Consider the following 24883-nt stretch of genomic DNA (forward strand, 5'->3'; position numbering starts at 1 on the left):
CTCGCAGCTCAGAGCGGTTTATCACTACCGCGAGCGGGAACTTTCCATAGGTCGGGTCCGTTGTTCGGAATGAGACACCACCGACAGGAGGCAAGTCATGACAAGCCCCGCCACCACTCGCGTGCGCATCAGCGATTCGGACCTCGACGCCCAGAGCCCCGCCGCCGATCTGGTACGCGTGTACCTCAATGGTATCGGTCGCACCGCGCTGCTCACGGCCGCCGACGAGGTCGAGTTGGCCAAGCGCATCGAGGCGGGCCTCTACGCGCAGCATCTGCTCGAGACCGGCAAACGACTGTCGGCCACCCGCAAGCGCGATCTGGCGATCGTCGTCCGCGAAGGTCAGGCAGCCCGCTCGCACCTACTCGAAGCCAACCTCCGGCTCGTGGTCTCACTGGCCAAGCGCTACACCGGTCGCGGTATGCCCCTGCTCGACCTCATTCAGGAAGGCAATCTCGGGCTGATCCGCGCGATGGAGAAGTTCGACTACGCCAAGGGCTTCAAGTTCTCCACCTATGCCACCTGGTGGATCCGCCAGGCCATCACCCGCGGTATGGCCGATCAGAGCCGCACCATCCGGCTGCCCGTCCACCTCGTGGAACAGGTCAACAAACTCGCCAGAATCAAGCGTGAACTGCATCAGCAGCTCGGCCGTGAGGCCACCGACGAGGAACTGGCCAACGAGTCGGGCATCCCGGTCGACAAGATCTCCGATCTGCTCGACCACAGCCGTGACCCGGTGAGCCTGGACATGCCGGTCGGCAACGACGAAGAGGCCCCGCTCGGCGATTTCATCGAGGATTCCGAGGCCACTTCCGCCGAATCCGCGGTGATCGCCGGACTGCTGCACCACGATGTGCGCAGTGTGCTGGCCACCCTCGATGAACGCGAACAGCAGGTCATCCGGCTGCGCTTCGGCCTCGATGACGGCCAGCCGCGCACCCTGGACCAGATCGGCAAGCTGTTCGGCCTCTCGCGCGAGCGGGTTCGCCAGATCGAGCGCGAGGTCATGGCCAAGCTGCGCAAGGGCGAGCGGGCCGACCGCTTGCGCGCCTACGCCAGCTGATCGCCTCCGACGAACGGCAACCCAGCCGCCGTTCGTCCGCGCACTCGGTGATCGCCGACACGATCATCGCCGAAGCGTCGACCGGTGTCCGCGCGTCCCGTCCCCTCCGGGTCCGCGCGAACCGGTCGGCGAACCCGTTCCCGCTACCGGGTTCTCCGCAGCTCAGTTCTGGTCGACCTCCACGTCGTAGTTCACCGTGTCGTCCTGGACGCTGGTGACGGTGACGGTGAGTCCCAGTTGGTCGCCGCCGGCGCTGAGCGTGCACCGCATGGTGGTGCCGACCTTGCCGGTGAGATCGCCCGGGCAGTCGATCGAATCCGGCTCCTGCCCCACCTTCTCGGTGAGGGTCTGTTTGACCGACTTCTCCAGGTCGACCTCCTTGATCTTCGGATCGGTGCCGATGGAGAACGAACACGCGGTCAACGCACAGGCCAGTAGCGGCACGGCCGTCGCGGCGAGCTTCTTCATGGTGATGCCTCTCGTAGGGGATCTAAATGGTGCCTCGAGATACCTCCACCGCATAGGGCCATTGACAACGCCGCGCCCTCCGCGGCGTGTTCGTTCGGTGTGTCTCCAGCGTGTTCATCCGAGTCGGCGGGGGCCACTGTCGAATCGACTGGGCTGCGGCCCGATTCGCACCCGGACGTAGAGGATCGCCGCGGAGGTGGGCGAGGCGAGCACCGGTTCGCAGGACAGCTCACGCAATGCGGGTAGATCATCGAAGAACGCCGAGATCCGCCGGGCCAATTCGACCAGGGCCGCCTTGTCCACGCGTGGACTGGCGGGGGTGCCGTTCAGCAACGCGGCGGCTCGTGGTGCGTCGATGAGGGCGACCGACTCGTCCTCGGTCAGCGGCAGGGCGCGGTAGGCGCGGTCCCCGAGCAGTTCGATGATCAGGCCCGACAGACCGAATTCGATCACCGATCCGAAGGACGGATCGTCCTGCACCCGCAGAATGCAGCCCACCCCCGTTGGCGCCATACGCTGGATATGCAGCACCGGATCGCCGCAGATCTCCACCAGATCGCGATATGCCTGGCGCACTGCCTCGGGACGCCACAGATCCAGCCGCACACCGCTGAGATCGGGCCTACGCCGCCACACCTCGCCGGTGGCCTTTGCCGCCACCGGATAGCCGAGTTCCTCGGCCGCCGCGATCGCCTCCTCCGCGTCGCGCACCTCATGGAACTCCACCACGTGAATGCCGTAACAGCCGAGCAGTTCCGCGGCTTCCAGATCGGTGAGCCAGCGCCCGGACTCCTCGGCAGCCATCCACTCCGCCACCATCCGGCGGGCTCGCTCGGTGTCCATCCCTTCGGGCCGCACCACGGCCGAAACCGGTTTGGTGCGCCACTCGGCGTAGCGACGCACCCGCGCCAGTGCCCGCGCGGCCCGTTCGGGATCGGGATAGGACGGTATGGAACCGCGGCTCGCCACACCGCCCGGTCCGCGCGCCGCCAGTAGATTCGGAATCCCCTGTTCGGCCATGAAAGTCGTGAGAATCGGCTTACTCGCCTCCGGGACCGCCAGCGCCGCGGACCGGATCGCATCGGCAAAGCCCGCCATGGGCCTGGGCACCGGCGGCGCGTAAACCACGATGACGGAATCGATCTCGTCCTCGCGCAGCGCCGCGATCACCGCGTCGAGATAGGAACCCGGGGTGGCCTCCGGTCCCAGATTCACCGGTTCGCCGACCTCGAGTCCCTCACCGCGCGCCGCGTCGATCGCCAGCCAGCTCAACGCGGTGCTGTTGCTGATCACCGTCAGCCGCGACCCGCCCGGCAGCGGTTGATAGCCGAGCAGTGCGGCGCAGTCGAACAGTTCGGAGATCGAGTCGACCTGCACGATGCCGGCCTGGGCGAACAGATCCCGCACGATGGAACGATCCATATCGCCGGTCGGCTGGGTGCGCGCCGCGAGCCGGCCGCTGCTCACCGCGACGATCGGTTTGGTCCTCGCCACCCGCCGGGCGATGCGCGAAAACTTGCGCGGATTACCGAAACTCTCCAGATAGAGCAGGATCACATCGGTATCGGCCGCGGTATCCCAGTATTGGAGCAGGTCGTTACCGGAGACATCGGCGCGATTACCCGCCGAGACGAAGGTCGACAAGCCGAGATTGCGCGCCGCCGCCTCACCGAGGATGGCCGCGCCCAACGGACCGGACTGACAGAAGAATCCGATGCGACCGCGCGCGGGCAGGATCGAGGCCAGAGTGGCGTTGAGCGATACCGCCGGATCGGTGTTGGCGATGCCGAGCGCGCTCGGGCCCACTACTCGCATACCGTGTCCGCGCGCCGCCGCGACCAGATCGCGTTCGGCGGCGGCGCCGTCGGCTCCGGTCTCGCTGAACCCCGCGGTCAAGACCACCAAACCCTTGACGCCCTTGGCCATACAGTCGTCGAGCACCGATCCGATGGCCGAGGCGGGCACGGCGACCACCGCGAGATCGACCTCGTCGGGGATTTCGCGCACCGTTGGATAGGCGAAGACGCCGCGCACCGACCTGCGATTGGGATTCACCGGATACACCGGCCCCTGGAACACCCCCGACAGCAGATTCGCCAGCATCACACCGCCCACCCGGCCCCGAGCGGGCGTCGCGCCGATCACGGCTATCGAGCGCGGCGCGAGCAGATTGCCGACACTGCGCGCCTCGGAGGCGCGTTCGCGTGCGTCGCGCACCGATACCAGGGCCTCGGTGGGGTCGATGGCGAATTCCAGATGCAGTACCGAACCGTCCCGGCTGCGCTCGACCTGATATCCCGCCTCGCGGAAGACGGTGACCATCGTGGTGTTCTCCGCGAGCACCTCGGCCACGAATGTGTCGATCTTGTTCTCCGCGGCCGAACCCGCCAGATGTTCGAGCAGGATCGACCCGAGTCCGCGGCCCTGATGTCCGTCGGCGACCACGAAAGCGACCTCCGCCGCCCGCGGCCCGGGGCGGTCGAGCAGTTCGTAGCGGCCGACGGCGATGATCTGCTCGCCGAGTTCCAGCACGAGACCGACCCGATCGTGATAGTCGACGTGCGTGGTCCGGTACAGGTCCTTGGGTGAGATCCGCGGATAGGGCCCGAAATAGCGCAGATAACGCGTGCGGTCGGACAGCTCCGTGTGGAACTGCTGGAGGGGTTCGGCATCTTCGGGCGTGATGGGACGCAACCGCACCACACGGCCATCGGCGGCGAGTACGTCGGCGAACCAGTGCTGTGGCGGCGGGGGTGGTTCCGCGGGGGTGCTTGGCGAATCCGGGACGGGAAGGGATTCAGTCACGAGGGTCCTCCGGATCCAGACCGAGTAGTCCGAAGCAGGCTCGGCGAGTGGCGAGTACGGCGACGTCCAGGGCGCGTTGCGCGCGGTCGAAACGGGCGTCACCGGTCTCGCCGGTCCCGCCGGGACCGTCCCAGGGGCGGTAACCGATCTCCACGCCGTCGCCCATGCGGCACGGCAGATCCACGGTTGGCGCTTCGGCGGCCATGAGATCGAGCCAATCCCGCGGTACGGGCGTCTGCGGGTGGATATCCCGGTCGAGTGCCGTTGCCAGTAGATGGGTCCAAGCCCGCGGCACCACCCGAATCGGGCTGTATCCGCCACCGCCGACGGCCAGCCAGCGACCTTCCGCACAGCGGTCGGCCAGCTCGCGCATGGCGCGGAATGCGGCGCGCTGGCCGTCCACGGTCAACTCCAGGTCGGCGAGGGGATCCTCGCGGTGGGTGTCGACACCGCACTGACTCACCACGATCTGCGGCCGGAACGCCTCCAGCGCACCCGGCACGACGGCGTGGAACCCACGCAGCCACTGCGCGTCGGCGGTGCCGGGCATGACGGCCAGATTGATGGCGGTCCCCTCGGCCGCGCCCACCCCCGTCTCCTCGGGCCATCCCGTATTGGGCCACAGGGTCGCCGGATGCTGGTGGATCGAGAAGGTCAGCACGCGCGGGTCGTCGTAGAAGACGCGCTGCACCCCGTCACCGTGGTGTACATCCACATCCAGGTAGGCGATCCGGTCGAAACCGTGGTCGAGCAGCCAGGAGATCGCGATCGCGACATCGTTGTAGACGCAGAATCCCGCGGCCGAATCCGGCATGGCGTGATGCATACCGCCGCCGATGCTCACCGCACGCCGGGTGCGGCCCTCGGCGATCTCTCTGGCGGCGGCCAGGGTGCCACCGACGATGACCGAGGCCGCGGCGTGCATACCCGGGAAAACGGGATTGTCGGCGGATCCGAGTCCGAACGGCGGCGCGACCGATTCCACGGTCGGCGCCACCGCGTGTTCCACGGCGTCGATATAGGCGGCGGTGTGGACGCGCAACAACTCCCGCGGCCCGGCCGCCTCGGGGGTGAGCCGTTCGACTCCGTCGAGCAGGCCCAGGGATTCGGCCAGCGCCATGGTGTTGCGCAACCGCACCGGTTTCATGGGGTGCTGGGGCGTCCACGCGTAGTCGAGAAAGCGGTCGGTCCACACCACCGATGCCCCTTCCGTGGCGCGCGGAGGCGATTCGGGCGGCGGATGGTGTTCGTCACGCGGGGCAGTGTCCATGATCGCAACGGTACGCGGGAAGCAGCCAGCCCCGTTCCCGGTTGACATGCAGTAGAAATAGAGCATGTGCCGGCGCGGTGGCCTGCCGGATCCGGCGCGGAATCCCGGCGACGCGGACGTCATCGCGGGCGACGACGGCAACGCCCGGCGACCACGCGACGAGAGTGGATCCTCCACGCGGATGAGCGGTCGTGTGCGTGGGTAGTATTCGGGCCGACGAAGGGGTAACAGGTGAAGGATCTGGTCGATACGACGGAGATGTACCTCCGTACCATTTACGACCTCGAGGAAGAGGGCGTGGTGCCCCTGCGCGCCCGGATCGCGGAGCGCCTGGAACAGAGTGGACCCACGGTGAGCCAGACCGTCGCGCGGATGGAGCGCGACGGTCTGCTGCTGGTCGCGGGTGACCGCCACCTGGAATTGACCGAGAAGGGCCGCAGCATGGCCGTCGCGGTGATGCGCAAGCATCGCCTCGCCGAGCGTCTGCTGGTCGACATCATCGGACTGGACTGGCAGAACGTGCACGCCGAGGCGTGTCGTTGGGAACACGTCATGAGCGAGGATGTCGAACGCCGCCTCGTCGAGGTGCTCAACCACCCCACCACCTCGCCCTACGGCAACCCGATCCCCGGCCTCGACGAACTCGGCATCGCCACCTCCTCCAACTCCGACGAGGGCTTGATCCGGCTCTCCGATCTGCCGCACGGACATGTGCACGCGGTGGTGGTGCGCAGGCTGGCCGAGCACATCCAGACCGATCCCGAGGTCATCGGCCGGCTGCGCGAGGCGGGTGTGGTGCCCGACGCCCGCGTCACCGTCGAGACGAAACCGGGTTCGGTGGTCATCACCGTGCCCGGCCATCACGGATTCGAACTTCCCGATGAAATGGCCCATGCCGTACAAGTGAAATTGGTGGCCGCGTGAAACTTCTGGTGACCGGTGGTGCGGGATATGTCGGCGGCGTCTGCGCACAGGTACTGCTGGAACAGGGACACGAGGTCGTCGTCGTCGACGATCTGAGCACCGGCAATGCCGATGGCGTCCCCGCCGATGCGCGCTTCGTCGAGGGCGATGTCGCCGAGGCGGCTCCCGAATTGCTGCGCGCCGAAACCTTCGACGGCGTCCTGCATTTCGCCGCGCAGTCGCTGGTCGGCGAATCGGTGCAGCAGCCGGAGAAATACTGGCACGGCAATGTCGTGAAGACATTGCGGTTGCTCGAGGCGATGCGCCACACCGGTACCGCCCGGCTCGTGTTCTCCTCCACCGCCGCCGTCTACGGCGAACCGGAACAGGTTCCCATCACCGAGGACGCGCCCACGCGCCCCACCAACCCGTACGGCGCCTCCAAACTCGCCGTCGACCACGCCATCACCTCCTACGCGATCGCGCACGGCCTGGCCGCGACCAGCCTGCGCTATTTCAATGTCGCCGGCGCCTACGGCGGTCTCGGTGAGAACCGCGTCGTGGAAACCCATCTCATCCCCCTGGTGCTCCAAGTGGCGTTGGGCCACCGCAAGGCCATCTCCGTCTTCGGCACCGATTGGCCGACACCCGACGGCACCGCGATCCGCGATTACATCCACATTCGCGATCTGGCCCAGGCCCACCTGCTGGCTCTGGACACCGCCGAGGCGGGTGTGCACCGCGTCTGCAACCTCGGCAGCGGCACCGGTTTCTCGGTCCGCGAGGTGATCACGGCCTGCGAGCGGGTCACCGGCCTGCCGATCGTCGCCCAAGACGCGCCCCGGCGCCCCGGCGATCCGGCGGTCCTCATCGCCTCGAGCGACCGCGCCGTCGCCGAACTCGGCTGGCGACCCGAACACAACGATCTCGACGAGATCGTCTCCGACGCCTGGTCTTACCTACGCGCGCTGGGCGACCGCGCGCACAGTGCCCGATAGCGCCGCCGCTCAGCGGTGCGACAAACGCCCGAAGACGAAGGCCGCACCCGTCGATCCGGCGAGCCCGAGGACGGCGCACCAGATCAGCGCCGAGACGGCGGTGCCCGCCGATGCCTGGCCCGCGAGCAGTCCGCGCACAGTGTCGATGACCGGTGTGGCGGGTTGGTGGTCGGCGAAACCTCGTAACCAGCCCGGCATGGTGGAGGTCTGCACGAACGCGCTGCTGATGTACAGCACGAACATGATCGCGTAGGTCAATCCGCCCGCCGCCTCGGGATTCTTGGCCACCAGTCCGAGAGCGACCGCGATCCAACAGATCGCCGCGACGAACAGCGTGATCACCGCCGCCGCGCCGAGCAACTGCCAGATCCCGGTGTGCGGCCGGTATCCGAGCGCGAGCGCCACCAGCACCGCGATCACGATGGCCGCCATATTGCGCAATACGCCTTCGGCCGCATGGCCGACCAGCACCGCCTGCCGAAACATCGGTAAGGTACGAAAGCGATCGAGACTGCCCCTGGTCATATCGGTCGACACGGCGGTGGCCGTGATCGACGAACCGAATCCGGTGCACAGCATCATGATTCCCGGCACGACGTAGTCCAGATACGATCCGCCGACGTCGATGGCCCCGCCGAAGACGTAGGTGAACAGCAGCATCACCAGGATCGGCATCAGCAACGAGATGATCAATGTGTCGCGGCTGCGCAATGTATGGCGCGCGCAGCGGCGCAGCATCACCACCGAATCGCCGAGGACGGCCGCCATCATCGAGCGCTCGCCTCGATGATATCGGCGGTGTGCACCTCGACACCCTCGGTCCGCAGGGTCCTCGCGAATCGCGCGGCCGCCGTCCGACGTTCGGAGGTCAGCAGCGGCGCGAGCGCCTGTTCGAGGCGCTGCGCGGTGAGTCGGGTGAACGGCAGGTGCGCCCCCACCCCGAGCCGCTGAACCTGACCGCCCCACATGGGCTGTTCGAACGACACCGAGCACACCAGGGTCGGCAGTCCGGCACGCAGACTTTCGAACAGTGTCCCGATACCGCCGTGGTGCACCGCGGCGGCACAGAGCGGGAAAACCAGATCATGCGCGAAGGGACCGACCGCCTTCAGGTGCGGTCCGCCGCGTGCGGCGGCGACATCGAGGTCGCTCCAGCCGGCGCTCACCAGGGCGCGCACCCCCAGTCGCGCCGCGACCGTGTCCACCATCGCGAGTACGACTGCGGTGTCGCGGATCGGCATACTGCCGAATCCGAAGAACACCGGAGGAGGGCCCTCCTCGATCCACGAAAGGATCTCGCCGTGATCGCCCGCCGATTCGCCGACGGCCGCGCGGGCCCGCCGGTCGAGGGTGAGGAATCCGGTGAAGGGCCTGCGCTCGTCCCACTGCTCGGGCAGCCCGGGGACCAGGGCCGGATCGTATATCTGGATCTCGGGGACCCGGGCACGGGCCAGTGTGGCCGCGGTGCCCGCCCACGAGCGGGGCAAGCCGAGTGTCGCGCGCAGTGCGGCGAGGTAGCGCATGAACACCACCCGGCGCAGGTTCTCGGCCAGCGCCCAAGTGGCGCGATTCACCACGGCGGGCGGATTCCACTGCGGCGGAATCGATCCCGGGAAAGGATAGGCGCTGTTCGAGCGACAGGGGAAGTAGTGCAGGCTGACCAACGGCACCCCCATCGCCTCGGCCACCGAACTCGCCCTGTCCTCGGTCACGGTGCTGGCGACGATGAGATCGGCTCCCGCGCACACATCGATGACCTCGCGGTTCATCTGTTCGGCGTACCCGGCCATCTGGCGCGCGACCAATTGCATGAGCCGCAGGGTGTTGCCCGCCGCCAAGGCCCGTTGCCCGTCCTCGGAGCTGTACAGCTGCTGCACGTCGGGACCGCAGGCCACCGCGGGCAAACCGGTCGCGGTGGCGAAATCGACCAGGTTGGGTGGCGCGCCGAGCACGACATCGTGCCCTCGCCGCCGCAGTTCCAGCCCCAGCGCGACGACAGGCTGCACGTCCCCGCGGGTTCCGGTGAGCGGAATCGCGATCCTCACGGCATCCCTTTCGATCGGATAGTTCCCGACCGAACCGTACTCCGCGGGCGCCATCGCGAGATATTCCTGGAATCGAGGGCTCTCGGCACGGCGGGTGGCGAAGTACAGTGCCATAGTGTGCACGTAGCGATGTTCATGGACTACCACCCGGACACGCTCGGCGGTGTTCAGACCGCTGTCGCCTCGCTGTGCCGCGGACTCGAACGTGCGGGCCACCGGGTGACCCTGTTCGTCGCACCGCGCTCGGATGCGCGGGCCGCGGCCGCCACCGCCGATGTCGTCGAGTTGCGCGCTTCCGGCCCGCACGTCAACGACTTTCCCGTGGTGCTGCCCACCGCGCGCAACCACCAGTTGATCGACGCGGTGTTCGCCGCGCGTGGCCCGATCGATATCGTGCACACCCACACCACCTACGGTGCGGCCATCTGCGGTTTGAAAGCCGCACGGCGCCACCGCATTCCCCTCGTGCACACCGCGCAGAGCCGCGATGACGCCTTCCTCGAACACACCTCGCCCGCCCCTTACGCCGCCGCACTGGTGCTGCGAACCCTGCACGGCCGCTTCGTGCCGCACGGTTTCCCCATGCCGCGCCGCGCGGAGAGCCGGGCCGCGCGACACGCCTGGCACACGGTGGTCGGCCAGGCCCGCGCGGCCGATCAAGTGATCGCGCCGACACGGCATTTCGCCCAAGCGCTGCTCGCGCACGGACTGACCGCCCCGCTGCGCGTGGTATCCAACGGCGTGGACGACGAACTCGTGGACGCCCTGCGCGATGTGCGCGCCGAGGACCGGCCACCGGGCGCACCACTGCGTCTGGTGTGGAGCGGCCGGCTCTCGGCGGAGAAGCGGCCGCTCGAGGCGATAGCCGCGGTCGCGGGCGCACCGGGATGCGAACTCGACGTCTTCGGCGAGGGCGACCTGCTCGACCGGGCGCGGGCGGCGGTGACCGACGGCGGTCTCGGCGAGCGGATCCGCCTGCACGGCAGGGCGACCCGGGAACGGTGGCTCACCGCGGCCGCGCGTGCCGACGCGGTGCTGTTCACCTCCCACGGCTTCGACACCCAGGGCATGGTGCTGCTCGAGGCGGTGGCTGCCGGCGTGCCGATCGTCTACTGCGATGCCGCCCTCGACGAGTCGGTCCCCGTCGGGGGCGGCAAGCGCAGCACCGATCCCTCGCCCGCGGCCATCGCGCGCACGCTCACCGAACTCGCCGAGGACCGGGCAAGCCTGGCGACCATGCGCAAAGCCGTGGCCGAACAGTCGGATACGGTCCGGCGGTCGCGGCATGTCGAGGGCGTGCTCGACGCCTATCGCGCGGCACGGCTTCGGCGCAGCACGCCACCGCCGCTGCCGCGCACCCTCGCGGAGGTGCCCACCGCCCCCGGTTCGCTGCCGCTGGTCGGGCACAGTCTGCGCGCCCTGCGCGATGCGCCCGGCTTCGTCACCTCGCTGTCGGATCTCGGTCCGATCGTGCGCATCCACTTCGGACAGAAGACCGGATATCTGCTCACCACACCGGATCTGGTGCGCGAGGTGGGTCTGGGCGAGGCAGAATTCAACCGCGACGATCTGCGCGAAGCGATCAAGGATGTCGCGGGCGGCTCGGTGAACGTGCTGCGCGGCCCCGAGCACAAGCTGCGCCGCCGAATGATCGCGCCCGCGCTGCGCCAGAGCCGCCTGGCCGAATACACCGCGGCCGCCGCCGATATCGCCCACCGCTGGGCCGAGGGACTGCCCGCGGGCCGCCGCGTCGACCTCATGGACGAGGCACACGGCCTGATCCTCGATACGGTCTCGGCGACCCTGTTCACCGCGGAGTTCAGCGACGAGGCCCGGCGTACCATTCGCGACAATATTCCGTGGCTGCTCAGCCAGGTGATCGTGCGGACGGCGATGCCGCCACAGGTGCGCAGGATGCGGCTGATCGCCAACTACCGCTGGCGCACCAAGGCACGGCACCTGCGCGGAGTGATCGGCGCGGCCATCGGCGAATACCGTCGCCGCGACGAGGATTTCAACGATGTCGTCTCGGCTCTCATCCGGCACACGGACCCGGAGACCGGCGCGCGGCTGTCCGACGAACACATCATCGACGAGGCGATCCTCATGCTGGCGGGCGGTGTGGGATCGATGGCCTCGCTGGCGGGCTGGCTCTGGCACGAGGTGATGCTGCGCCCCCCGATAGCCGAACGTCTGTGCGCCGAACTCGACGCCGTGGTCGGCTCCGATCGGGTGGGCCCCGAACATCTTCCCGCGCTGCCTTATCTGAAACAGGTGGTGGCCGAGACACTGCGGGTGTGGGGCCCGTGGATCAGTGCGGGCAATGCCGACGGCGATGTGACGATCGGCGGACTCACCATTCCCGACGGTACTGCGATCATGTTCAGCCCCTATATGATTCAGCACGATCCGCGCTATTTCCCGGATCCGGACGCCTTCGACCCGGATCGCTGGGCGCCGGATCGGGTCGAGACCATCGACAAGAAGGCCAATCTGTCCTTCGGGGTCGGCCGCAGGCGGTGCCTCGGGGACCATTTCGCGACCCTCGAGATAGCCATCGCCTCGGCGGCCCTGCTCGCCCGCTGGCGACCGGTACCCGATCCGTCGTACACGGTGCGCGCCTCCAACCGGGATTTCGTGCTCTCGCCCTCGGCCCTGCCGGTCACCCTGCACTCGCGTTAGCGATGGTCCCGGCCGTGCCGCCGTCATCATGTGAGCCCTGTCCCGAGGTCGATGCCGAAACGAGAGGCGACGGCGTAACCGCTGCGTGCCAGCCTGCGCAGCGACTCGGGCCGCATACCCGTGCGCAGCGAGGTCTCTAGCAGCCGCGCCAGGGGATGGTCGGGGTCGGCGTCCGAGGCGGCGTCGAGAGCGATACCCGCGAAGGGACCGTCGCCGCGAATGTAGGCACTGTAGCCGAGCAGGACGGCGGCATCGGCGCGGTCGGGCCCCGATGTCGCCCTGACCAAGGTGAGCCACAACCTTTCGGCGGCCGCCGCGTGTTCGCCCACGGCGAGGGCGAACATGCTGTCGCGCACCATGACATCACGCAGTGCTACCACGGCTCCGGCGATCTCGTCGGCGGTGAGGTCGATACCGGATTCGGTGTTCGCGATCTGCCAGAGCACGAATTCCGCCGCCGAGCGACGGTAGTCGTCGGGCGTGCCACGGCACACGGCCCGCGCGAATCGTTCGTGCGCGCGCTCTCCGGCCGCGTCGAGTAGTTCGGCGACGCCCGCGACGAGCTCGGGTTCGGCGGCCACCAGGGCGGTGAGTTCGGCGCGGGACCCGCGAATTGCCCGCCCGTCGAGTACCTGGGCCATCGCGACCGGTGATGCCGTCGGATCCTCGACCGTTCCGTGTTGCTCGGGTTCGAACAGATTCCACCAGCGCCGCCCGGCCGCGATATCGCGGACCGCCCAGGCCCCGGCCAGGTCGATACCCCGGCGCCGCAGGCGTTCATCGAGTCCGGGGATGACGGCGGCATGCGTCGCGGCGGCGCCGCCCGGAACCGAGCCGCGGTGGCGCGCAGGCTCCCGGAGGCGATCGTCGACGACGACAGCCAGTACCTGGCATGCGTCCTCGACCGCGCATATCTGCGCGATGCAGGCCCCGAACGTCTTCGCGCGGGCACGGCGGCCCTCGCGCGCGCCGAGGTCGAGGCGCACCACCGCCTCGATCAGCGGACTCGCCGCCGCGGGCCGAAGCACCGCGACGACCAGTGAGCGTTCGGGAACGAAGCCCAGCATCGCCGGGAGCGCCGCGATCAACTCGCCCGGATCGTCGACACGCAGCGCTCCGTACGGCGGCACGGACTCCCCGCAGTTCACCTCCGGCGCCACGGTGAGGGCGAACTCGCCGAAATCGTCGGGGACCTCGGATGTCCGGCGATCCGAGTACCCATCGTCGCGTGCCCGCGCGCCTCGGTGCGCGCCACCGGCCCGCCCGGGCGTGCCGCGACAGATCCGGGGCGATACCGCGACGGCGGGATCGGCGGTGGCGGCGGGATCGGCGCCGCGATCGTGCGGTTCGGTCGATGTGCTCATGCGTCGAGACTGCATCCCGCGTCATCGGTGGCATTGCGGTCGACCTGGGGATTCGCCTGCCCTGTGGACAACTCGTGTGCTGTGCACAACTAGGCTTCGCGGACCTCGCGCGCGGCGACGACGAACAGGTCGTCGAGCGCCTCGATATCCGGTTCATCGCCGTCGAAGCTCATGTACGTCACCGTGATACGGACGTCTGCGATCTGCGCGATCAGGGTCCGCATGTTCTGGGTGAGCCCGACCCCGCCGACGTCGGGTCGCACGGCGCGCCGCAGCGCGAGGGTGTCGTCGGCGTCGACGGCCGTCGGGTCGAGCAGTTCGGTGCGGACCGTGGTCACCGTGCCCGCCCGATTCACCCGCATCTCGCCACAGCCGCGCAATTGGGCCCGCAACCGCCCCAACGGCTCGGTGGTGCGGGTCAATTCGACGGTCAGGGTGGCTCGGGTGTCGTTGTCGGTGCCGACCGCGATCGCGGTCGCGTCGGGGCCGAAGTCTCGGTGCGGCGGTGCGCACGCGACGGGTTGGACGCTCGCGCCGCGCGCCACGCCGGTCAGATCGCCCGACGCCTGGGCCGCGGCCTCCGGTGACAGCACCACGGCCGGGTATGCGGGCGGGAACTGCGCCGCGGCGGGCAGCAACGAGGTCAGATCGCCGGGGACACCGCGGGTGACCGTGATCTGTTCGGCGGGCGTCGCATATCCCGCGACGGTGGCACCGCACCCCGCCGACAGCGCTACGATGAACGAGACCACGCCGGATACGGCTATGGTCGACCCTCGCCTCGGAACAGGCCAAGTCACGGGTTCACTGTGCCGCACTCAGCGTGGTCTTCCAGGGCGCCACGCCCAACGAGCGGCCGCGGGAATGTCCGAACCACCACCGCTGTTGCCTGGACTGTCGGGCGGTGTCACACCGTGTGCGGTGGGTGTCACCGTCATGGGGGACAATGGATGAGGTTCCCCCGCGCGCGGCGCACATCGGGTGCCGGGACACGGAGTCCCGCCACCGCATCCGGCACGTAGGTGCGAACCGCGCAGGAAGGAGTACGCGATGGACCACGAGTCGCGAATGTACGAACTGGAGTTCCCCGCTCCGCAGCTGTCGTCCGCCGACGGCTCGGGCCCGGTCCTGGTACACGGACTGGAAGGTTTCACCGACGCGGGCCACGCCGTCCGGCTGGCCACCACGCACCTGCGCGAGAGCCTCGAAACCGAACTGGTCGCCTCGTTCGATGTAGACGAGCTGCTCGATTATCGTTCGCGCCGCCCGCTGATGACGTTCAAGACCGATCACTTCTCCGATTACGCCGAACCCGAACTCAACCTCTGGGCGCTGCGCGACACCGCGGGCACCCCGTTCCTGTTGCTGGCGGGGATGGAACCGGATCTGCGCTGGGAGCGGTTCACCTCCGCGGTGCGGCTGCTGGCCGAACAGCTCGGCGTGCGCCGCAGCATCGGCCTCAGCGCCATTCCGATGGCCATTCCGCACACCCGCCCGCTCGGGGTCACCGCACATTCCTCCGATCGCGACCTGATCTCCGACCACCAACGCTGGCCCGGTGAGCTCCAGGTTCCCGGCAGCGCCTCCTCACTGCTCGAGTACCGCATGGCCCAGCACGGCCACGAATCGGTCGGCTTCTCGGTGCACGTCCCGCACTATCTGGCCCAGACCGCCTATCCCGAGGCGGCCCAGACGCTGTTGGAGAACGTCGCCGACAACGCCGGACTCGAATTTCCGCTGGCCGCGCTCGGCGAGGCCGCCGCGCGGGTGCGCGAACAGGTCAATGAGCACATCGCGGGCAATTCCGAGGTGGAGACAGTGGTGCACGCCCTGGAACGCCAGTACGACAGCTTCCTCACCGCCCAGGAGCAGCAGTCGAGTCTGCTGGCGCGCGACGGTGAACTGCCAAGCGGCGAAGAGCTCGGTGCAGAATTCGAGCGCTTCCTCGCCGAACAGGGCGGTTGGGACGGCGACGGCACCGCGCAGAGCTGAGGCGGCTCACCGGCGCGGCCGCCGGTAGCGGTCGCCTCCGATACCGGAATCCGAGCACGTAGGGTGGTCGGAGTGGATCTGACCGAGTTGCTCGAGATACCGGGGACCGACGCCGACGCACTGTACGAATCCTTCGGCGCCTGGTCCGCCGAAAAGGGCACCCCGCTATATCCCGCGCAGGACGAGGCGCTGCTCGAGCTGGCCTACGGATCCAATGTCATCTTGGCGACCCCAACGGGATCGGGTAAATCGCTGGTCGCCGTCGGCGCGCACCTGTACGCGCTGACCCGCGGCGCGCGCACCTACTACACGGCTCCCATCAAGGCGCTGGTCAGCGAAAAGTTCTTCGCCCTGTGCGAGGTGTTCGGCGCCGACCGGGTCGGCATGGTGACCGGCGACGCCGCGGTGAACGCCGACGCGCCCATCATCTGCGCCACCGCCGAGATCCTGGCGAACCTGGCGCTGCGCGAGGGCGCGGACGCCGATGTCGGCCAGGTCGTCATGGACGAGTTCCACTTCTACGCCGACCCGGACCGGGGCTGGGCCTGGCAGGTGCCGCTGCTCGAATTGCCGCGGGCCCAATTCCTGTTGATGTCGGCCACTTTGGGCGAGGTCGACTTCTTCGCCCGCGATCTGGAACGGCGCACCGGCCGCTCGACCGCGATCGTGTCGGGCTCCGAGCGACCCGTTCCGCTGCGTTTCTCCTATGCGCGCACGCCCATCACCGAGACCCTGGAGGAACTGGTCACCACCCACCAGGCGCCGGTGTACGTGGTGCACTTCACCCAGGCCGCCGCGTTGGAGCGGGCACAGGCTCTCACCAGCGTCAACTTCGCCACGCGCGCCGAAAAGGACGCGATCGCCGCCGCACTGGGCGAATTCCGCTTCGCGGCCGGATTCGGCAAGACGCTCTCCCGGTTGATCCGCCACGGCATCGGCGTCCACCACGCGGGCATGCTGCCCAAATACCGCAGGCTGGTGGAGCGACTGGCCCAGGACGGCCTGTTGAAGGTGGTCTGCGGTACCGACACCCTCGGGGTCGGTATCAATGTGCCGATCCGCACGGTATTGCTCACCGGGCTCACCAAATTCGACGGTGTGCGCACCCGCAGGCTCAAGGCCCGCGAATTCCATCAGATCGCCGGTCGCGCGGGGCGCGCGGGTTTCGACACCATGGGCACCGTGGTGGTTCAAGCGCCCGATCACGAGGTGGAGAACGCGCGGCTGCTCGCCAAGGCGGGCGACGATCCCAAGAAGCAGCGCAAGGTGCAGCGCCGCAAACCGCCGGAGGGGTTCGTCTCCTGGAGCGAGGACACCTTCGACCGGCTGGTGGCCGCCCAACCCGAACCCATGGTCTCGCGCTTCTCGGTGACCAACGCCATGCTGCTCAACGTGATCGCGCGACCCGGCAATTGCTTCCAGGCGATGCGGCATCTGCTCGAGGACAACCACGAACCGCGCGCGGCCCAGCGCCGTCACATCCTGCGCGCCATCCGGCTCTACCGCGCACTGCGTGACGCCGGTGTGGTGCAACAACTCCCGGAACCCGACGCCAAGGGCAGGCGCGCGCGTCTGACGGTGGATCTCCAGCGCGATTTCGCCCTCGACCAGCCGCTGTCCCCCTTCGCCCTTGCGGCCTTCGAGTTGCTGGACAAAAGCTCGCCGACCTATACCCTCGATGTGGTGTCGCTCATCGAATCCACTTTGGAGGATCCGCGCCAGCTGCTGATGGCCCAGCAGCACAAGGCGCGCGGTGCGGCGATCCAGGAGATGAAAGCCGAGGGTATCGACTACGACGAGCGCATGGAGCTGCTCGAGGACGTCACGTGGCCCACACCGCTGGCCGAACTCATCGAGCCCGCTTTCGAGACCTATCGCACGGGCCACCCCTGGGTCTCGGAGTTCGCGCCGTCACCGAAGTCGGTGGTACGCGATATGGTCGAGCGCTCGATGACCTTCGCGGAGCTGATCTCCTTCTACGAATTGGCCCGGTCCGAGGGTGTGGTGCTGCGCTACCTGGCCGACGCCTACCGGGCGCTGCGCCGCACGGTGCCCGAGTCCGCGCGCAACGAGGACCTCGAGGACATCACCGAATGGCTGGGCGAACTCGTCCGCCAAGTGGATTCCAGCCTGCTCGACGAATGGGAGCAGCTCACCAATCCGGGCGCCGAGTCCGACGCCGATCAGGTCGCCTTCGGGGCGGAGACCGTGCGGCCCATCTCGGCCAATGAGCGCGCGTTCCGGGTGATGGTCCGCAACGCGCTGTTCCGCCGCGTGGAGCTGGCCGCCCTGCGGCGCTGGGACACCCTCGAGGAGCTGGGCTCGGGCCCCGATTGGGAGGCCGCGCTCGCCCCCTATTTCGCCGAATACGACGCCATCGGCACCGGTCCCGACGCGAGGGGCCCGCAGCTGTTCCGTATCGAGCGAAGACCGGGCTTCTGGCAGGTGCGGCAGGTGCTCGACGACCCGTCGGGCGACCACGGCTGGTCCATCGACGCGACGGTCGACCTGGCCGAGTCCGATGCCGCGGGCGAGGTCGTCTTCGATGAGATCGCCGTGACCGCGGGCTGACGCCGCACCCCCGATACGCACAGGTCAAAGGCCCCGCGGGGCCGCGGACCGGTGTGCGCCCGGCCCGGGGACGAATCCCATGTTTGACGGATTCGTATCTGGGTAGCGGGCGCTGATACTCTCTCCCCCGCTGCCGACGCGAAAGATCAACTATGCCCGAATCACCGTATCTTGTCATCGACCCTGGAAGAGTCCGCGAGAATTTCCGCGCACTCTCCGCTCATCTGACCCTCCGATCCCACCGCCGGACCCGTATCCGTTACGCGGTCAAGGCCAGTCCGGTGGACGAGCTGATCACCCTGCTCGCCGCCGAGAACGCCGAATTCGATGTCGCCAGTCTCGGCGAAATCCACCAGTGCCTGAATCTGGGCGTCTCGCCCGCCACCCTCTGCTACGGCAATCCCATCAAGAAGGCCGCCGATATCGCCCGCGCGCACACGCTCGGCGTGCGCCGCTATGCCTTCGACACCGAGGACGATCTGACTCGCATCGCCGAGCACGCCCCCGGTTCCGAGGTCGAATGCCGTTTCCTGTCCTCCGCTCCCGCCTCGCGCACCCCCTTCGGCACCAAGTTCGGCTGCGCGCCCGCCGAGGCGGTTCGTCTGCTCGCGCGCTCCCGTGATCTCGGGCTGACGGTCGCGGGCCCCTACTTCCACGTCGGCTCCCAGCAACTCGATCCCGATGCCTGGCGGATCGGCATCCGCCAGGCCGGTGAGATCACCGAGGGGTTGGCGGACAAGGGCATTGCCGTGCGCACCGTGAACATCGGTGGCGGACTTCCTGTCTCGTATGCCGACACCGCTCCCGAAATCGAAACCTTCGCGGCGGTCATCGACGATGCCGCCACCCGATTCCTGCCCGCCGCAACGACTCTCGTGGTCGAGCCGGGTCGCGCCCTGGTCGCCACCGCGGGCACCGTGCACGCCGAGGTCGTCGGCGTGCGCGTCGCGCCGGACGGCAGGCGCTGGGTCTATCTCGACGTGGGCCGTTACAACGGCATGGCCGAGACCGAGAACGAGTACATCGCCTATCGATTCGTCACCGAACGCGACGGCGATCCCGTCGACGAGGCGGTCGTCGCGGGACCGACCTGCGACGGCGACGATGTACTGTATCAACGCACGCGCGTCCTTCTGCCGACCACGTTGCGAGCCGGAGATCCCATCAGGATCCTGCATACCGGCGCCTACACCGCGAGCTATTCGTCGGTGTCCTTCAATGGTTTTCCGCCCCTGACGGTTCATGTCTCGGGCGCTGAGCGAGAGTGAGTTTGCCCATGACGGCGGAATTCACCGGCTGGCATGTGCTGGCCGAGTTCGGTGGTGTCGACGCGACGCTGTGCGACGACCTCGAACGACTCGAATCGGCGTTGCGTGAGTCCTTGATCGCGGCGGGCGTCACCATCTGCGATGTCGTGCACAAGAAGTTCGATCCGCAGGGGGTGACCGTCCTCGCGCTGTTGTCGGAGTCCCACGCCTCGATTCACACCTATCCGGAGTCCGGCGACATCTTCGTCGACGTCTTCACCTGCGGGAGCATCGGTGCGGGCGCGACCAAGGCGGTCGAGCTGCTTCGGGATGCCTTGTCCCCCACCGATGTCCGTATGCAGGTGATCCAACGCGGACACGGCGCGGAGAAGATCCAGGAACCGGTGGGCTCGGGTCTGACCCGGATCTGGGATCTGCGCGATGTCATCGTCGACACCCGTACCCCGTTCCAGCACATGGTCATCGCCCGAACCGAACAGGGCATCAGCCTGTTCTCCGACGACGACCGCCAGTCCACCGAGTTCTCCCAGCTGACCTATCACGAGGCGATGATGGTCCCGGCCTTCGTACTGGCCGAGAAGTTGGACCGGGTGCTGATCATCGGTTCGGGCGAGGGCGTGGCCAGTCAGATGTCGGTGGGGGCGGGCGCGACGCACGTCGACCACGTCGATATCGATCAGCTCGAAGTGGAGTTGTGCGCCGAACATCTGCCCTATGGCTACACCACCGGCGAACTGTCGGCCGCGGTGCGGGGGGAGGGTCCGATCACAGTGCACTACGCCGACGGGTGGGATTTCCTGGCCGAGGCGCGGGCCGCGGGCACCCGCTACGACGTGATCGTGATCGATCTGCCCGACGAGCGGGTCGAGGACGCTCAGCACAACCGGCTCTACGAGTCGGAGTTCCTGTCCCGATGTAAGGCGCTGCTCGCGCCCGGCGGCGTGCTCAGCGCCCAGGCGGGTTGCGCGACGATGTGGCGCAACGAAACCCTCAAGCGGTCCTGGCAGCGGTTCCACGAGCAGTTCGGCACGGTCGTGCTCTACACCAGCGACGAGCACGAGTGGTCGTTCCTGTTCGGGTTGAACGAGCGGATCGAGGACCCGCTGCCCGGGATGACCGGCCGCCTGTCCACCCTGCCCTACCGGCCGCGGACCATCGACGCCCGCGCGCTGATCCGCGGTTCCATCGAACCGTACGCGCTGCGCGCGGCACGGTAGCCGGCCACGCCCCGCCGTCGGCTCACCTCCGGCGGCGGGGCGGCGGGCTTCAGGACGCGGCGCGCCACTGCCCGCATTCGGCGACGAAGCCCGCGAGATGGGTGGCGGCGAAATCGCCTGGTAGCCAATTGCGGTCGGCGACCTCGGCGGTCCACACATACGCCAGCACCGAACCGTCGCAAGCGTCGATTCGGCGCAGATCGTATTCCGCGTCCTCGAAGGCGTCGAGTATCGCCCACTCCCGCGGGTCGAGCCCGGTCAGCAGCAGTCCGTGCGCCTGCGCGTCGGGATCGGGCACGAGCCCTGGATAGACGCGCCCCGGTAGTGCGGCCACCCGCCAGCCGTGGATCGCGAAGGGTTCCGAATCCGGCGTGCGACCGATCACCTCGCGCAGCACATCGGGGAATTGCAGGGTCCCGTAGGCGAACAAGGCGTCTGTCCGAATGGCCTGATCGGTCATGTCAGGAGCGGCCGTCTCCTCATCGACCTGCGACCATCGGCCGATTTCCGACTCCGGTTTCGCGGGCGCGGCCGCGGCCGCCCGCGCTTCCTGACGACGCCACTTGAACAGCAGCCACGCGCACCAGCCCGCCACGGCGGCGCCCAAGCCCATCGCCAGGAATTCGCCATCGGCGACATGCCCGATGAGTCCGATAACGCCGAATACGACGCCGAGCCATGCGGCGCGCTTGGGGTGCCGCCGGACCAGATCGCGGACCGAGCGCAGCGCGTGCGGTATCTCGTCGGGATGGCGTATGCACCAGATGACGAAGTAGATCGGCCACGCGACCGGGAACAGCAGGAGAAGAACGATGCGCGAAACCATGATCCTTTGCCTCCGTGCCACCCGCCGAGCCGCATGTCCGGTGACACGGCCCCCGGACGCTCCGCAACCAGTGTCCCCCACTCCGGGTCATGGTGCACAAGAACGGCCGACTGGTTTGCTCCGGCCTTGCCAGGCGGCACACGGGCTGTGTGTCGTCACAGCTCGCGTCGTGTCATCCGAGAAGAACTACCCGCCGCGGCCCGCCTTTCACCCTGCGGGGTGATCGTCGACGCCGGTGGCGTGTCACCGGAGCCCGTATCGCGGAGGAGGCTGGTCCGACCTCAGCCTTGACCGGGGACGAATCAGTGCGGACGGTTTGCCCGAATGATGGCGGCGAGGAATTCGTAGTCCTCGGCGCGCGCGGTGGACGCACGATAGGCCAGACCGATGGTGCGCCCCGGCGCGGGCGCGGCGAAATACGCGGTTTCCAGTGTGCCGCAGGCGGTTTCGGCGGCCACGGCCATCTGCGGGATCAGTGTGACGCCGAGTCCGCCCGCCACGCACTGCACCACCGTCGACAGCGAGGCCGCCCTCGTGTCGCCCACCGCGCCGGGATGGACATCCAGCGATCGGCACAGGTCGAGGGTCTGGTCACGCAGGCAGTGGCCTTCGGCGAGCAGCAACAACGGAAGGGCGTCCAGCGCGTCCGGCCGAATGTCGGTGCGGCCGGCCAGTTCGTGCCCCTGCGGGGTGACAAGCACGAATTCCTCGTCGTAGAGCGGAATCTCGACCAGTCCGTGCGCCAGGGTCGGCAGTGCGAGCAGTGCCACGTCGAGTACACCCGTGCGCAGTCCCTCGAGCAGGCGCCCGGTCTGGTCCTCGACGATCTGCGGGCGCAGGTCGGGCACCCGCTCACGCAACTGCGGCAGCAGCGAGGGCAGCGCATAGGGCGCGATGGTCGGGATGATGCCCACGCGCAGCGTGCCGCCGAGACCGTTGCCGGTGGCCGACGCCACGAAGCGATCGGCGGCCTCCAGTGTCGCCATCGCCTGTGGGAGCAGCCGCATTCCGGCGGCGGTGACCAGGACGCGACGGGTGCTGCGCTCGATGAGCTGGAGCCCGAGGCCGTTTTCCAGCGCGGCCAGTGCTTGCGATAACGTGGGCTGGCTCACGTTGAGCCGGGCTGCCGCGGTACCGAAATGGCAGTACTCCGCTATCGCCACGAATGCACGCAGCTGCGACAGTGTTGGCTGATAAGTCTGATCAGTCACACCTATCAGTATAGTGCGACTGATCACCTTTACCTTTCACTACCTTTTGGGCAAGATCACAAATGAACGCTTCGCACGCCCACAAACCCACAGGACGAGGAGACAAGCATGGCCCTGCTGACCATCGGCGACCAGTTCCCGGCGTACAACCTCACAGCGGTGATCGGCGGTGACCTGTCGAAGGTCGACGCTCAGCGGCCCGACGATTACTTCACCCAGGTCACCAGTGACGACTACGCGGGCAAGTGGCGCATCATCTTCTTCTGGCCCAAGGATTTCACCTTCGTGTGCCCGACCGAGATCGCCGCGTTCGGCAAGCTGAACGACGAATTCGCCGACCGCGACGCACAGGTGCTCGGCGCCTCGGTCGACAACGAGTTCGTGCATTTCCAGTGGCGCGCCCAGCACGAGGACCTGAAGACCCTTCCGTTCCCGATGCTCTCGGACCTCAAGCGTGAACTGTCCGCTGCCACCGGCGTTCTCAACGCCGACGGCGTCGCCGATCGCGCGACCTTCATCGTCGACCCGAACAACGAGATCCAGTTCGTCTCCGTCACCGCGGGTTCGGTCGGCCGCAATGTCGACGAGGTGCTGCGGGTGCTCGACGCCCTCCAGTCCGACGAGCTGTGCGCGTGCAACTGGAAGAAGGGCGATCCGACCATCAACGCGGGCGAACTGCTCGCCGCGAGCGTCTGAGCCCGCCACGCCACCGAAGAACGAATCCAGTCCGTTTTCCCGCCCGGGGCGGGGATGATCCGAGGAACCATCCGATGAGCATCGAGAACCTGAAGAACTCCCTCCCCGAGTACGCCAAGGACCTCAAACTCAACCTGTCATCGATCTCGCGCACCACCGTGCTGAACGAGCAGCAACTGTGGGGCACCCTGCTGGCGTCGGCGGCCGCGACCCGGTCGGCGACGACATTGCGTGAGATCGCCGAGGAAGCCGCCGACACACTGTCGGCGCAGGCGTACGACGCCGCACTCGGCGCCGCGTCCATCATGGGCATGAATAACGTGTTCTACCGCGGCAGGGCATTCCTCGACGGCCGCTACGACGATCTGCGCGCGGGTCTGCGGATGAACATCATCGGCAATCCGGGGGTCGACAAGGCCGATTTCGAGTTGTGGTCGTTCGCGGTCTCCTCGATCAACGGCTGCGCACACTGCCTCGAGGCGCACGAGAAGACCTTGCGCGAGGCCGGGGTCTCGCGCGAGGTCATCTTCGAGGCGCTGCGCGCCGCGGCGATCGTCGCGGGCGTGGGCCAGACGGTGCAGTCCAGCGAATCCCTCACGGGCGCCGCGGTCTGATCCCCCTCGTTTCGACCCGGCCCCGCCCGCTTCGCGAGCGGGGCCGCCGTCATCGAACAGCGAACATTCAGCTATCGGAAAGGTCACGGGTATCCCACCGACACTTCGATGACCACGCACTTTGCCGCTGCTCCCGGGGTAGCGATTCCGGCGGGCGTCCGCGCGGCCGGTAGGCTCGGCGACATGGGCACACAGGGAGAGCCGGAGGCCACGGCCACACGGGTCGAGGTAGTGCGCGTATTCACGGATGCGGCGGGACGGCTCGGAAACCAGCTCGGCGTGGTCCGGGCCGCGGATGTCGTCGGCATCGACCATCAAGCGCTGGCCGCGCGAGCGGGCTTCAGTGAGACCGTGGTAGTCGGTGATCCGGTGGACGGGGTGGCGCGGGTGCGCATCTACACCCCCGCGGTCGAGTTGCCCTTCGCGGGCCATCCCTCGGTGGGCGCCGCGTGGTGGTTCGCCGAACAGGGCATTCCGATCAAGGTGCTGGACTTGCCCGCGGGACCGGTGACGGTCGAACTGGCCGGGGGGTTCACGTGGATCAAGGCGCGCGGGGAATGGGCGCCCGATTTCACCTTCCACCAACTCGCCGACGCCGAGGAACTGGCGGCACTGTGTCCCGACGACTTCACCGGCGGTCCACACTACCTGTGGACCTGGATCGACGAACATCGCGGCGCGCTGCGTTCGCGCATGTTCGCCCCCACCATGGGCATCGCCGAGGACGAGGCCACCGGCGCCGCGGCGGTCGCGTTGACGGCCCAGTTACGGCAGGGGTTGGTCATTACCCAGGGCAAGGGTTCGCAGCTGTTCACCCAGTGGGATTCCGACGGCTGGGTCCGTCTCGGCGGCCGGGTCGCCGCCGATTCGGTCATCGACATCTGAGC

The 24883-nt window shown here is 68.1% G+C and carries 20 protein-coding genes; 11 read left to right on the forward strand and 9 right to left on the reverse strand.

Annotated features, from left to right (window positions below):
- Positions 1-97: 97 nt before the first annotated feature.
- A complete protein-coding gene (locus APZ21_RS16290) occupies positions 98-1066 on the forward strand; it encodes a sigma-70 family RNA polymerase sigma factor (protein WP_054814148.1) in 969 nt (322 codons plus the stop codon).
- A 162-nt stretch (positions 1067-1228) separates the two neighbouring features.
- Here APZ21_RS16290 and APZ21_RS16295 read toward each other — a convergent pair whose 3' ends face one another.
- From APZ21_RS16295 to APZ21_RS16305, 3 genes are all read right to left on the reverse strand, one after another.
- Positions 1229-1534, reverse strand: coding sequence for a DUF4333 domain-containing protein (locus APZ21_RS16295; protein ID WP_054814149.1), 306 nt, complete (start codon positions 1532-1534; stop codon positions 1229-1231).
- A gap of 114 nt (positions 1535-1648) precedes the next feature.
- Positions 1649-4339, reverse strand: a complete 2691-nt coding sequence (locus APZ21_RS16300; protein ID WP_054814150.1) for a bifunctional acetate--CoA ligase family protein/GNAT family N-acetyltransferase — start codon at positions 4337-4339, stop codon at positions 1649-1651.
- The gene (locus APZ21_RS16305; RefSeq protein WP_239476683.1) at positions 4332-5486 is read right to left on the reverse strand and encodes an acetoin utilization protein AcuC; all 1155 of its coding nucleotides are present in this window, start codon (positions 5484-5486) and stop codon (positions 4332-4334) included. The genes APZ21_RS16300 and APZ21_RS16305 overlap by 8 nt, the downstream gene beginning before the upstream one ends.
- A 354-nt stretch (positions 5487-5840) precedes the next feature.
- Between APZ21_RS16305 and APZ21_RS16310 the strand changes: the two genes are divergently transcribed.
- Together APZ21_RS16310 and galE are read left to right on the forward strand one after the other, a co-directional pair.
- Complete coding sequence (locus APZ21_RS16310) at positions 5841-6533, forward strand: iron-dependent transcriptional repressor DtxR (protein ID WP_054814151.1); 693 nt, start codon at positions 5841-5843, stop codon at positions 6531-6533.
- Positions 6530-7510 carry a UDP-glucose 4-epimerase GalE gene (gene galE / locus APZ21_RS16315; RefSeq protein WP_054814152.1) on the forward strand — a complete coding sequence of 327 codons (981 nt, stop codon included), beginning with the start codon at positions 6530-6532 and terminating at the stop codon, positions 7508-7510. Before APZ21_RS16310 ends, galE begins: the two co-directional genes overlap by 4 nt.
- 9 nt (positions 7511-7519) lie before the next feature.
- Here the strand turns inward: galE and APZ21_RS16320 are convergent, their stop codons facing one another.
- Positions 7520-8281: an ABC transporter permease gene (locus APZ21_RS16320; protein WP_054814153.1), complete on the reverse strand. Its 762-nt coding sequence runs from the start codon at positions 8279-8281 to the stop codon at positions 7520-7522.
- The gene (locus tag APZ21_RS16325) at positions 8278-9669 is read right to left on the reverse strand and encodes a glycosyltransferase (protein WP_239476684.1); all 1392 of its coding nucleotides are present in this window, start codon (positions 9667-9669) and stop codon (positions 8278-8280) included. The genes APZ21_RS16320 and APZ21_RS16325 overlap by 4 nt, the downstream gene beginning before the upstream one ends.
- 3 nt (positions 9670-9672) lie before the next feature.
- Between APZ21_RS16325 and APZ21_RS33040 the strand changes: the two genes are divergently transcribed.
- Complete coding sequence (locus APZ21_RS33040; RefSeq protein WP_082393162.1) at positions 9673-12237, forward strand: cytochrome P450; 2565 nt, start codon at positions 9673-9675, stop codon at positions 12235-12237.
- A 26-nt stretch (positions 12238-12263) separates the two neighbouring features.
- Here APZ21_RS33040 and APZ21_RS16335 read toward each other — a convergent pair whose 3' ends face one another.
- Together APZ21_RS16335 and APZ21_RS16340 are read right to left on the reverse strand one after the other, a co-directional pair.
- Positions 12264-13601: a DUF4192 domain-containing protein gene (locus APZ21_RS16335; protein WP_054814154.1), complete on the reverse strand. Its 1338-nt coding sequence runs from the start codon at positions 13599-13601 to the stop codon at positions 12264-12266.
- An 89-nt stretch (positions 13602-13690) separates the two neighbouring features.
- Positions 13691-14353 carry a hypothetical protein gene (locus APZ21_RS16340; RefSeq protein ID WP_054814155.1) on the reverse strand — a complete coding sequence of 221 codons (663 nt, stop codon included), beginning with the start codon at positions 14351-14353 and terminating at the stop codon, positions 13691-13693.
- A 298-nt stretch (positions 14354-14651) separates the two neighbouring features.
- On the opposite strand from APZ21_RS16340, the gene APZ21_RS16345 reads away from it, so the two are divergent.
- The 4 genes from APZ21_RS16345 to speD all read left to right on the forward strand — a co-directional run bounded on the left by APZ21_RS16345 (position 14652) and on the right by speD (position 20649).
- A complete protein-coding gene (locus APZ21_RS16345; protein WP_054814156.1) occupies positions 14652-15593 on the forward strand; it encodes a proteasome assembly chaperone family protein in 942 nt (313 codons plus the stop codon).
- Between the two features lie 72 nt (positions 15594-15665).
- Positions 15666-18164: a DEAD/DEAH box helicase gene (locus APZ21_RS16350; RefSeq protein WP_054814157.1), complete on the forward strand. Its 2499-nt coding sequence runs from the start codon at positions 15666-15668 to the stop codon at positions 18162-18164.
- A 152-nt stretch (positions 18165-18316) separates the two neighbouring features.
- On the forward strand, positions 18317-19432 hold the full coding sequence (locus APZ21_RS16355) for a type III PLP-dependent enzyme (protein ID WP_054814158.1): 1116 nt from the start codon (positions 18317-18319) through the stop codon (positions 19430-19432).
- Positions 19433-19440: 8 nt separating this feature from the next.
- A complete protein-coding gene (speD, locus tag APZ21_RS16360; protein ID WP_054814159.1) occupies positions 19441-20649 on the forward strand; it encodes an adenosylmethionine decarboxylase in 1209 nt (402 codons plus the stop codon).
- Between the two features lie 49 nt (positions 20650-20698).
- Here the strand turns inward: speD and APZ21_RS35120 are convergent, their stop codons facing one another.
- The gene (locus tag APZ21_RS35120) at positions 20699-21475 is read right to left on the reverse strand and encodes a gamma-glutamylcyclotransferase family protein (RefSeq protein ID WP_204249107.1); all 777 of its coding nucleotides are present in this window, start codon (positions 21473-21475) and stop codon (positions 20699-20701) included.
- Between the two features lie 302 nt (positions 21476-21777).
- Positions 21778-22686, reverse strand: coding sequence for a hydrogen peroxide-inducible genes activator (locus APZ21_RS16370; protein ID WP_054814160.1), 909 nt, complete (start codon positions 22684-22686; stop codon positions 21778-21780).
- 108 nt (positions 22687-22794) lie between these two features.
- On the opposite strand from APZ21_RS16370, the gene APZ21_RS16375 reads away from it, so the two are divergent.
- The 3 genes from APZ21_RS16375 (at position 22795) to APZ21_RS16385 (ending at position 24881) form a co-directional block, all read left to right on the forward strand.
- Positions 22795-23382: a peroxiredoxin gene (locus tag APZ21_RS16375; protein ID WP_054814161.1), complete on the forward strand. Its 588-nt coding sequence runs from the start codon at positions 22795-22797 to the stop codon at positions 23380-23382.
- A gap of 74 nt (positions 23383-23456) precedes the next feature.
- Positions 23457-23996 (forward strand): alkylhydroperoxidase, AhpD family, encoded by a 540-nt coding sequence (ahpD, locus tag APZ21_RS16380; RefSeq protein ID WP_054814162.1) that lies wholly within the window; start codon positions 23457-23459, stop codon positions 23994-23996.
- A gap of 183 nt (positions 23997-24179) precedes the next feature.
- Positions 24180-24881, forward strand: a complete 702-nt coding sequence (locus APZ21_RS16385) for a PhzF family phenazine biosynthesis protein (protein ID WP_054814163.1) — start codon at positions 24180-24182, stop codon at positions 24879-24881.
- Positions 24882-24883 lie beyond the last annotated feature (2 nt).

This window comes from Nocardia arizonensis, from assembly GCF_001310275.1.
Classification (GTDB): domain Bacteria; phylum Actinomycetota; class Actinomycetes; order Mycobacteriales; family Mycobacteriaceae; genus Nocardia; species Nocardia arizonensis.